The organism is Burkholderia sp. Ac-20392 (assembly GCF_017104585.1).
GTDB lineage: Bacteria > Pseudomonadota > Gammaproteobacteria > Burkholderiales > Burkholderiaceae > Burkholderia > Burkholderia lata.
This window is the reverse complement of the sequence record NZ_JAAGPB010000317.1, coordinates 1-10,266: the sequence shown is the minus strand read 5'-3', so window position 1 is coordinate 10,266 and position 10,266 is coordinate 1. Positions and strand designations below refer to the sequence as shown.

Below are 10,266 nucleotides of genomic sequence, written 5' to 3'. Positions count from 1 at the left end.
CCGCACGGTCGGCTGGCTGGCCGCCGCGCGCACTTCGTCGGGGATCAGCCGCCCCATTTCGAAGATCGCCTCCGCGCGCGCGAACGCGGCCTGGCCGGCGTCGGTCATCGTGACGCCGCGCCCGGCCGGGCGCAATAACTGGTGCCCGAGCGCTTTTTCGAGCTCGCGCACCTGCGCACTGATGGTCTGCACGGCCATGTCGAGCCGCGCGGCCGCGCGCGCGAAGCCGCCTTCCTTCACGACGACCCAGAAGTAGTACAGATGTCGGAAATTGAGCATCGGATCGTAATTTCGGAAAAACCGAATCAAAAGTCAGATTCTCTCTGATTTTTCCGAAGTCCGGGGCGGCATATCATCTGGCTTTCCACTTTCGTATCGGCCCATTTCATGGACTACCTGCTGACGCTTGCCGTTGACCCCGCCGTCTGGGCTGCGCTTCTGACGCTCGTCGTGATGGAAGTCGTGCTCGGCATCGACAACCTGATCTTCATCTCGATCCTCAGCAACAAGCTGCCCGAGGCGCAGCGCGCCCGCACGCAGCGCCTCGGCATCGCGCTCGCGCTGGTGATGCGCCTCGCGCTGCTCGGCAGCGTCGCGTGGATCGCGAGCCTCACCGAACCGGTGTTCACGCTGTTCGACCATGCGTTCTCGTGGCGCGACATGATCCTGCTGTCGGGCGGCCTGTTCCTCGTGTGGAAGGCGACCACCGAGATCCATCACCACGTGTCGCGCGACGGTGAAGGCGCGGGCGGTTCGGGTGGCGCGGTCGGCCTGACGGTGTGGGCCGCGATCGGCCAGATCGTGATGCTCGACATCGTGTTCTCGATCGACAGCATCGTGACCGCGATCGGCATGACCGAACACGTGCCGATCATGTTCGTCGCGGTGATCGTCGCCGTCGCCGTGATGCTGTTCGCTGCACAGCCGCTCGCACGCTTCATCGACCGCAACCCGACCATCGTGATGCTCGCGCTGTCGTTCCTGGTCGTGATCGGCATGACGCTGATCGCCGAAGGGTTCGGCTCGCATGTGCCGAAGGGCTACATCTACGCGGCAATGGCGTTCTCGGCTTTCGTCGAAGGCATGAACATGCTGGCGCGGCGCGCGAAGGCGAAGCGCCCGGCATCGACGGACGGCCACTGAGCCCCCGCGCGTGACACGGCTACCGCGGTGGCCGGCGTCACGCGCCTCATACGGAATCCAGACGAAATTCGCACGGAAAGGAGAGACGCGATGAAATGCCCAGTCTGCAAGACGCCCGACCTGCTGATGGCCGAGCGCCAGTCGATCGAGATCGACTACTGTCCGACCTGCCGCGGCGTGTGGCTCGATCGCGGCGAGCTCGACAAGCTGATCGCACGCGAGACCGGCGACGCGCCAGCGCGCCGCGACGAGACGCCCGTGCGGCACGATGCGCAAGCCCCGCGCGGCCATGACGGCGGGTGGGGGCGCGACGGTCGCGCGCATGACAGCCGTGACGGGCACGATGGCCGCTCGCACGACGATCGCTACAAACACGACGGCCAGCAGCGTCGCCGGAAGTCGGTGTTCGACCTGTTCGACTTCGACTGATCGCAATTGCACCGCACGTCGTAAAAAAGCCCCGCCGGGCGCGTACCCGGCGGGGCTTTTTCATGCGTGCGGGATGATCACCCGCGTGGGTGCTTACGCGTTGCCGGCCGTCACGTCGATGCGGCGCGGACGCGTTTCCTCGCGGCGCGGAATCGTCAGCGTTAGCACGCCGTCGCGCAGGTTCGCGTCGATCCTCGACGTGTCGAGATCGGGACTCAGCACGAAGCTGCGTGCATAGCGCGTCGCGCGGATTTCGGCGTGCCGCACGCGGAGTTCGGCAGGCGTGTCGATCTGCGTGTCGGCTTCGATCGTCAGCGTGTTGTCGTGCACCTTCACGTCGAGGTTTTCGCGCGGCACGCCGGGCAGGTCGGCGCGCAGCGTGACGCCGAGATGATTCTCGACGATGTCGACAGCCGGCGTGATCGCGGGCCGGCGGGCGGCTTCGGCGGCAGCAGGGTGAACGGTGTTCGTCTGACGCTCGGCCAGGGTCGGGTTCGCATTCATGTCGGTATCCTGAATATTATTGAACGGTGATTGCACGCGGCTTCGATGCCTCGCGCCGGCCGACGCGAATCAGCAGGCAGCCGTTTTCGTAGCGGGCGCTGACCTGGTCGGGGTCTGCATCCCGCGGCAGCTCGACGACGCGACGGAATGCACCGTGAAAGCGTTCCTGTGCATAGGTGCGCAAATCGTCGCCTTCGGCGCGTGGCGCAGGCTTGCGCTCGCCGCTGATCGTCAGCAGGTCCTTGTCGATCGAAACGTCGAAGTCGGCCGCGGCCATGCCGGGCGCGAACGCGACGATCTCGATGGCGCCGTCGGTCGCGCCGACGTTGAGTGCGGGGAAGGCGCCGGGCCGCACCGCGCGAATGCCGGACGGACGTTCGCCCAGCAGGTTGGCCACTTGCCGCTGCACGCGGGCGAATTCGTCGAACAGGTCGCTGCCGAAATGGATACCGCTCATGTTGGTCCTCCTGAACAGGGAACACGGGAGACGTGACGGCGCGACGCCTGCGGCGGGCGCGACGTGGGAGCTCCACTGGGTCGAAACGGGGGCAGTGCGCTGGATGGTGCACTGCCCGACGACGTGTAATTAGTGGCAGCCGAAGCGCATTTCAAGAGGGAATCTGCAATCTGCGTCAATGCATGCCCGTGCGGTTCGATGCGACAATCGCCGCGATCTATTTGCAGACCAACGACACGGGACAATCATGGACATTCGACGCATCGCGATCGTCGGCGCCGGCGTGATCGGCGCAAGCTGGGCCGCCTTTTATCTGACGCAGGGTTTCGACGTCGTCGCGACCGATCCGGCGCCGCAAGCCGACACGCGGCTGCGCGAATCTCTCGCCGCGTTTCTCGGCGAGCGGGCCGCCGAACTTTCCGCGAGGCTGTCGTTCGACGCCGATCTCGTGCGCGCGCTGGATAGTGTCGACTTCGTGCAGGAAAACGGCCCGGAGCGGCTCGACCTGAAGCGTGCGCTGTATCGGCAGATGGACGACGTGCTGCCCGCGCACGTGCCGATCGCGTCGAGTTCGTCGGGCCTGAAAATGTCGGACATCCAGACCGCGTGCGACAAGCATCCGGAACGCTGCCTGATCGCGCATCCGTTCAATCCGCCGCACCTGATTCCGCTCGTCGAGCTGGTCGGCGGCGATGCCACCAGCCCGGACGTGATCGCGCGCGTGAAGGATTTCTACGATGCGCTCGGCAAGCAGACGATCGTCCTCAACAAGGAGATGACCGGCCACGTCGCGAACCGGCTCGCGGCCGCGCTGTTCCGCGAGGTGTATCACCTCGTCGGCGAAGGCGTCGTGAGCGTCGCCGATGCGGACAAGGCCGTCGCATGGGGCCCCGGCCTGCGCTGGGGGCTGATGGGGCAGTGCCTGACCTATCACCTCGGCGGCGGCGCGGGCGGGATCGAGCACTTTCTCGAACACCTGTCGGGGCCGATCACGAGCTGGTGGGACGACCTCGGCACGCCTTCGTTCGATCCGGACGTCGATCGCAAGCTGAACGACGAATTGCGCGCGATCCAGGGCGAGCGCTCGATGCAGGAACTGGCAGCCGAACGCGACCGCTTGCTCGTCGAGCTGATCGACGCGCGGCGCCGCAGCTTCCTGCCGTGACCGCGCCGCGGCGTCGCGTCCGGGCCGCGGCCGGCTATTGCTGTGCGGCGGTTTGTGCTGCCTGCGGCGTCTGCGCGAGCCATGCCGGGCTCGCGGCCTGCACGAGTTCGCGGTTGCGCGCGCGGGTCGCGGCGTTCGGCGGGTAGTTGCCGTCGTTCGTCGGCAATTGGCCGTCGAGATAGGCCTGCTTGAGTTGCGCGATGACTTCCGCGCGGGTCAGCCCCTGCGCGGGCGCTGAGGTATCGGACGTCTGGGCAAAGGCGGGGGACAGCAGGGCGGCGGCGGCGGTCGCGACAGCGAATCGCATGACATTCATGGCGTGCTCCGATCAAGGGGACGGGACACCGGATGCGCGCGGCGGCTGGCCGTGCGTTCCGATGGGTCCCATTGTCGCGAGCGGGTGCTGCGTGGACGATGACGCGTTCCGGGCAAAGCTGTCAGTTGCGGGCGGGGGCACCAGGCGCGGTCCCCTCTGCGGCTGCCGCGCCGGTGCGGTTACAACTCCGACGCTGCGGCAATCAGCGTGGCTTCGAGTGCAAGCGTCGAACGCGACGCGGCCGCCGGCCGGTCGATCACGTATTCGAGTTCGCCGAGTTCGGGCAGCCCGGCCTCGAGCCGCGCGAGCCCGGCCGGGATCACGTAGCCGGCGAACGCGCTGACGCCGAGCCCCGCGCTCGCCGCGGCGCGCAACACCGCGACGCTGCTGCTCACGACCGCGATCCGGTACGGCCGCCCGACGGCTTCGAGCGATTCGAGCACGCGGCGGCGCGACACGCTCGGCTCCGGATGCATCGCGAGCGGCAGCACGGCCTCGTGGCCGGTGATCCGCGAATCGGGGCCCGTGCACCAGTACAGCGGCTCGCTGCGGATCACGCGGCCGCGCCGGCTGCCGGCGATGCGCTTCGCAAACACGAGATCGTGCCGCCCTTCGTCGAGCGCGTCGAACAGGTCGCCCGACAGCCCGGTCGAGATCGCGAGCTCGACTTCCGGATTGCGCTGCACGAAGCTCGCGAGCGCGGCGGTCAGGTGCGCCGACGCGAAATCCTCCGACATCGCGAGCCGCACCTTGCCCGACAGCGGCGGCCCGCACACCGACGTGACGGCCTCGTCCATCAGTTCGAGGATGCGCACCGCGTAGCGGAACAGCGCGTCGCCGTGCTGCGACAGGTGCACGTTGCGCGTGTCGCGCTCGAACAGCGGCCGGTCGAGCAGTTCCTCGAGGCGGCGGATATGCTGGCTGACGGTCGACTGCGACAGGCTCACGCGCTCGGACGCGGCGGTGAAGCTGCCGGATTGGGCGACGGCGACGAAGCTGCGCAGCAGCTCGGGCGGTAACGGACGCATTGCTAAATCCACTGAATCGGTTTCGACAACTTCATAAATGGCCGGATATTGCGGCGCTAGTATCGGATCACGCCCCGGTGCGGCCCGCAACGGGGCGCACCGGACGCGTAGCCCGCGTCGGGCCGGCGGCTGCTTCGTTCAGTCTAAGGCATCCGGCGTCCGGCCCGAAACCGCATCATCCCATCGACCGCCCGAGAACGTGCCCGCATGACGGGCCGCCGGGCCGCGGCGCACCGCCGCAGGAGACACGCCCGGCACGGGATCGGCGGGCAAGGTTCGGCTCCTGCTGGCGGCAATACGCCCGTCACGAAGAGACTGGAGACGACTCATGATCATCTACGGAACCGCGCTGCTGGCGTTCTGCCACCTGGCCGGATTGTTCCTCGGCGACCTGCTCGGCGGCGCGATCGGCGTGAAGACCAACGTCGGCGGCGTCGGCATCGCGATGCTGCTGCTGATCTGCCTGCGCCTGTGGCTGCACCGCCGCGGCTGGCTGCCGAAGGAGACCGAGGCCGGCGTCGGTTTCTGGGGCGCGATGTACATCCCCGTCGTGGTTGCAATGGCTGCGAACCAGAACGTCGTCGCCGCGCTGAAGGGCGGGCCGGTCGCGCTGCTGGCCGCCGTCGGCGCGGTCGCGATCTGCGCATGCTGCATCGCGGTACTCGTGCGCACCGGGCGCGACGACACGGCCTTCGCAGGCGTGCCGCAATTCGAAGAACAGTGACGGAGGCCGCCATGCTGCAGATGCTCGAAAAAACCGTCGCCCACAACGGGCTCGTCGCGTCGTTCGCGCTGGTCGGCCTGATCATGTGGCTGTCGTCGATCGCGTCGCGCAAACTCACGTTCGGCCGCGTGCACGGCTCCGCGATCGCGATCGTGATCGGCCTCGCGCTGGCCTACGTCGGCGGCGCATTCACCGGCGGCGAGAAGGGGATCGCCGACGTGCCGCTGTTCGCGGGCGTCGGCCTGATGGGCGGCGCGATGCTGCGCGATTTCGCGATCGTCGCGACCGCGTTCGAAGTGCAGCCGACCGAGGCGCGCAAGGCCGGGCTCGTCGGCGTCGTGTCGCTGCTGCTCGGCACCGTGCTGCCGTTCATCGTCGGTGCGTGCATCGCGCGTGCATTCGGCTACACCGACGCGGTCAGCATGACGACCATCGGCGCGGGCGCCGTCACCTACATCGTCGGCCCGGTCACGGGCGCGGCGATCGGCGCAAGCTCGGACGTGATCGCGCTCAGCATCGCGACGGGGCTCGTCAAGGCGATCATCGTGATGGTCGGCACGCCGGTCGCGGCCAACTTCATGGGCCTGAAGACGCCGCGTTCCGCGATGATCTTCGGCGGCCTGGCCGGCACCGTCAGCGGCGTGAGCGCGGGGCTCGCTGCGACCGATCGCCGGCTCGTCCCGTACGGCGCGCTCGTCGCGACGTTCCATACGGGCGTCGGCTGCCTGCTCGGCCCGTCGGTGCTGTTTTTCACGACGCGCGCGCTGGTCGGCGCATAGGCCCGGACGATGGGCGGCCCGTGCGCGGGTCGCATCCATCGCCGCGTCCTCTGAGTCGCATTCGTCAACATCATCAATCGGCGGCGGCGCCAGGCTTAGAATGCCGCTGAACCATCGAAGCGGGAGAACTGTTCATGACGGGATGGAATCACGCGCGGCAGGCGCGCGATGCACGGCTCGCGGCCGGCGCGGCTTACGCGCAGGGCAAGCGGGTCGATGCGCGCGACACCGTGGCGTTGCTCGAAGCGGTGCTGCGGCCCGGCGACCGCGTCTGCCTCGAAGGCGACAACCAGAAGCAGGCCGACCTGCTCGCGACGGCGCTCGCCGACGTCGACAGCGCGAAGATCCACGACCTGCACATGGTGCAGTCGGGTGTCGTGCTGCCCGAGCATCTCGACGTGTTCGAGCACGGCATCGCGAAGCGCCTCGACTTCGCGTATTCGGGCCCGCAGTCGCAGCGGATCGCGAAGCTGCTGTTCGGCGGCAAGATCGCGCTCGGCGCGGTGCACACCTATCTCGAGCTGTTCGCTCGCTACTTCATCGACCTCACGCCGCAGGTCGCGCTGATCGCCGCGGTCAGCGCCGATCGCGACGGCAACCTGTACACCGGCCCGAACACCGAAGATACGCCCACCGTCGTCGAGGCCACCGCGTTCAAGGACGGCATCGTGATCGCGCAGGTCGACCGCATCGTCGACAAGGTGCCGCGCGTCGACATCCCGGGCGACCGCGTGCATTTCGTCGTCGAGGCCGGCCGGCCGTTCTACGTCGAGCCGCTGTTCACGCGCGATCCGGCCGCGATCACCGAAACGCAGATCCTCACCGCGATGCTCGCGATCAAGGGCATCTACGAGCCGTACGGCATCAAGCGCCTGAACCACGGGATCGGCTTCAACACGGCCGCGATCGAGCTGCTGTTGCCGACCTACGGCGAGAAGCTCGGGCTGAAGGGCAAGGTCTGCTCGCACTGGGCGCTCAATCCGCACCCGACGCTGATTCCCGCGATCGAATCGGGCTGGGTCGAGCAGATCCACTGCTTCGGCTCGGAAGTCGGGATGGACGACTACATCCGTGCGCGTTCCGACATATGGTTCACGGGCTCCGACGGGTCGCTGCGCTCGAACCGCGCGTTCTGCCAGACGGCCGGTCTCTATGCGTGCGACATGTTCATCGGTTCGACGCTGCAGATCGACCTGTCCGGCCATTCGTCGACGGTCACGGCCGAGCGCATTGCCGGTTTCGGCGGCGCGCCGAACATGGGCAGCGACGCGCGCGGCCGGCGCCATCCGAGCGAGCCGTGGTTGAAGGCCGGCGCGGAAGCCGACCCCGACACGCCGGCGGCGCTCAGGCGCGGCCGCAAGCTCGTCGTGCAGATCGGCGAGACGTTCGGCGACAAGAACGTACCGATGTTCGTCGAGAAGCTCGACGCGCTGAAGCTCGCCGACAAGCTGCAGCTCGATCTCGCGCCGATCATGGTCTACGGCGACGACGTCACGCACATCGTCACCGAGGAAGGGATCGCGAACCTGCTGATGTGTCGCGACAAGGACGAGCGCGAGCACGCGATCCGCGGCGTCGCCGGCTATACGGAGATCGGCCGCGGCCGCGACCGGAAGATGGTCGAGCGGCTGCGCGAGCGCGGCGTGATCCGCCGCCCGGAGGATCTCGGCATCGATCCGCTCGACGCCGATCGCCGCTGGCTCGCCGCGCGATCGATCAAGGATCTCGTGCACTGGTCGGGCGGGCTCTATGCGCCGCCGGCCCGGTTCCGCAACTGGTAAGGACAAGGGCATGGAACAGTTGAACTATCGCTTCACCGCGCGCGAACGCGCGAAGGGCGAGCAGGCTGCGGCGCTCGTCGGTGTGGTCGCATCCGGCAATCTCGAAGTGCTCGTCGAGCGCGTGCTGCCGGGCAACGAATGCGAGATCGACATCCGCACGGCGGCGGTCGGATTCGGCGCGGTGTGGCAGGCCGTCGTCACGGACTTCGTCGAGCGGCGCACGCCGGGCGGCCTGAAGCTGTCGATCAACGACGGCGGCGCGCGGCCCGACATGGTGTCGCTGCGGCTCGCGCAGGCCGTGCGCGCGATCGAGGGAGACGCGTCATGAACACCCCCCACGCTCACATCCATTCGCTGCCTCCCGACGGGGCCGGTGCCTCCCCAGGGGCGGGGGCGCCGAACGACGCGATCCACGACGCACCGGCGTTCGTCGCGAACGCCGCGAGCTGGTACGAAGCATCGGCGCGGCAGCGCGTCGACGGGCTGCTCGACGCCGGCAGTTTCAGCGAATTCCTCGGCCCGGCCGAGCGCGTGACGAGCCCGCACCTGTCGCTGTTCGACCTGCCGCAGCAGTTCGACGACGGGATGGTGGTTGGCCACGGCCGGCTCGACGGCCAGCCGGTATTCGTCGCCGCGCAGGAAGGCCGCTTCATGGGCGGTGCGTTCGGCGAAGTGCATGGCGCGAAGCTCACCGGGCTGCTGCGAGCCGCACGCGAAACCGGCAAGCCGGTGCTGATCCTGTTCGATACGGGTGGCGTGCGGTTGCAGGAAGCGAACGCGGGCGAACTCGCGATTGCCGAGATCATGCGTGCGCTCGTCGAAGCACGCTCGGCCGGCGTGCCGGTGATCGGGCTGATCGGCGGGCGCGCGGGCTGCTATGGCGGCGGCGGGTTGCTCGCCGCGTGCTGCTCGGCGCTCGCGGTATCGGAGCAGGGCCGCATCAGCGTGTCGGGCCCCGAAGTGATCGAGACCAATCGCGGCGTCGAGGAATTCGATGCGAAGGACCGCGCGCTGATCTGGCGCACGATGGGCGGCAAGCACCGTCGGCTGATCGGCGGCGCGGATCGCTACGTGGCCGACACGCCCGATGCGTTCCGTGCGGCGGCGCTCGAGCTGATCGGCCGCGCGCCGAAGTTCGATGCGGCGATGCTGCGCGCGGAACAGGCGCGCCTCGAAGCGCGCGTCGAACGGTTCGGCGCATGCACGGACGCGCTCGACGTGTGGCGCTCGCTCGGAGCGAGCGCACCGGAAGCGATCCCGGGGATGCCCGACGATGCGTTCGCCACGCTCGCCGACCAATTGCAGGAGAGCCCGCATGACGCTCGATGAAGTACTGAATTCGCTGTTCCCGCAAGGCCATTCGATCGCCCGTAACGGCGGCCTGCTGACCGGCCACGCGGAACTGGCCGGCACGCGCGTCGACGTGATCGGCGTCGCCGACCGTTTGCCGTTCGGCATCGACGAGGCGCTGACGCTCGCGGCGCGCGTGCTCGACACGATCGCGCGCGGCGGTGATACGCCGATCCTCGTGCTGGTCGACAGCGACAGCCAGCGGATGAGCAAGCGCGACGAACTGCTCGGCCTGAACGAAGGGCTGTCGCATCTCGCGAAGTGCCTGATGCACGCGGATCTCGCCGGGCATCGGACGATCGGCGTGCTGTACGGCCACACGGCCGCGGGCGCGTTCATCGCGACCGCGCTCGCGACCCGCACGCTGCTCGCGGTGCCGGGCGCCGAGCCGGAGGTGATGGACCTGCCGTCGATGTCGCGCGTGACCAAGCTGCCGATCGACGTGCTGAAGGAGATGTCGCGCTCGACGCCGGTGTTCGCGCCGGGGCTCGACAATCTCGTGCAGATGGGCGCCGTCGACGCCGTGCTCGATCCGGCCCGCGCGCTCGACGCGCAGGTCGGCGAATGGCTCGGCAAGCCGGCCGACCGGG

Annotated in this window: 14 protein-coding genes; 9 read left to right on the top strand and 5 right to left on the bottom strand. The window is 68.4% G+C overall.

Translation table 11 applies throughout. The features are described 5' to 3' along the window. A partial coding sequence (locus G3N99_RS27200; protein WP_206123941.1) for a LysR family transcriptional regulator occupies positions 1-279 on the bottom strand: 279 nt, incomplete at its 3' end. Between the two features lie 108 nt (positions 280-387). Between G3N99_RS27200 and G3N99_RS27195 the strand changes: the two genes are divergently transcribed. Continuing rightward, on the top strand, positions 388-1,143 hold the full coding sequence (locus G3N99_RS27195; RefSeq protein WP_174947714.1) for a TerC family protein: 756 nt from the start codon (positions 388-390) through the stop codon (positions 1,141-1,143). Between the two features lie 90 nt (positions 1,144-1,233). Beyond that, a complete protein-coding gene (locus G3N99_RS27190) occupies positions 1,234-1,572 on the top strand; it encodes a zf-TFIIB domain-containing protein (protein ID WP_206123940.1) in 339 nt (112 codons plus the stop codon). Positions 1,573-1,665: 93 nt separating this feature from the next. On the opposite strand, the gene G3N99_RS27185 is transcribed toward G3N99_RS27190, so the two are convergent. Next, positions 1,666-2,076: an Hsp20/alpha crystallin family protein gene (locus G3N99_RS27185; RefSeq protein WP_174934891.1), complete on the bottom strand. Its 411-nt coding sequence runs from the start codon at positions 2,074-2,076 to the stop codon at positions 1,666-1,668. Positions 2,077-2,092: 16 nt separating this feature from the next. Further along, entirely contained in the window at positions 2,093-2,533 is a 441-nt protein-coding gene (locus G3N99_RS27180) for an Hsp20/alpha crystallin family protein (protein WP_174934889.1), read from the bottom strand. Between the two features lie 247 nt (positions 2,534-2,780). Here G3N99_RS27180 and G3N99_RS27175 point away from each other — a divergent pair, with 247 nt between their 5' ends. Next, entirely contained in the window at positions 2,781-3,698 is a 918-nt protein-coding gene (locus tag G3N99_RS27175; protein ID WP_206123939.1) for a 3-hydroxyacyl-CoA dehydrogenase NAD-binding domain-containing protein, read from the top strand. Positions 3,699-3,732: 34 nt separating this feature from the next. On the opposite strand, the gene G3N99_RS27170 is transcribed toward G3N99_RS27175, so the two are convergent. Then, on the bottom strand, positions 3,733-4,014 hold the full coding sequence (locus tag G3N99_RS27170) for a DUF4148 domain-containing protein (RefSeq protein ID WP_174934885.1): 282 nt from the start codon (positions 4,012-4,014) through the stop codon (positions 3,733-3,735). 179 nt (positions 4,015-4,193) lie between these two features. Continuing rightward, positions 4,194-5,042 (bottom strand): LysR substrate-binding domain-containing protein, encoded by an 849-nt coding sequence (locus tag G3N99_RS27165; protein WP_174934883.1) that lies wholly within the window; start codon positions 5,040-5,042, stop codon positions 4,194-4,196. Between the two features lie 328 nt (positions 5,043-5,370). Between G3N99_RS27165 and madL the strand changes: the two genes are divergently transcribed. From madL to mdcE, 6 genes are all read left to right on the top strand, one after another. Continuing rightward, entirely contained in the window at positions 5,371-5,766 is a 396-nt protein-coding gene (gene madL / locus G3N99_RS27160) for a malonate transporter subunit MadL (RefSeq protein WP_011351576.1), read from the top strand. An 11-nt stretch (positions 5,767-5,777) separates the two neighbouring features. Next, positions 5,778-6,545: a malonate transporter subunit MadM gene (madM, locus tag G3N99_RS27155; protein ID WP_011351577.1), complete on the top strand. Its 768-nt coding sequence runs from the start codon at positions 5,778-5,780 to the stop codon at positions 6,543-6,545. Positions 6,546-6,679: 134 nt separating this feature from the next. Further along, positions 6,680-8,326: a malonate decarboxylase subunit alpha gene (gene mdcA, locus G3N99_RS27150; protein WP_206123938.1), complete on the top strand. Its 1,647-nt coding sequence runs from the start codon at positions 6,680-6,682 to the stop codon at positions 8,324-8,326. A 10-nt stretch (positions 8,327-8,336) separates the two neighbouring features. Next, positions 8,337-8,654, top strand: a complete 318-nt coding sequence (gene mdcC, locus G3N99_RS27145; RefSeq protein ID WP_175044879.1) for a malonate decarboxylase acyl carrier protein — start codon at positions 8,337-8,339, stop codon at positions 8,652-8,654. Continuing rightward, a complete protein-coding gene (locus G3N99_RS27140; RefSeq protein WP_241011872.1) occupies positions 8,651-9,655 on the top strand; it encodes a biotin-independent malonate decarboxylase subunit beta in 1,005 nt (334 codons plus the stop codon). Before mdcC ends, G3N99_RS27140 begins: the two co-directional genes overlap by 4 nt. Further along, positions 9,642-10,266: biotin-independent malonate decarboxylase subunit gamma (gene mdcE / locus G3N99_RS27135; protein ID WP_206123937.1), on the top strand; the 625-nt coding region annotated here is incomplete at its 3' end. The genes G3N99_RS27140 and mdcE, both read left to right, overlap by 14 nt.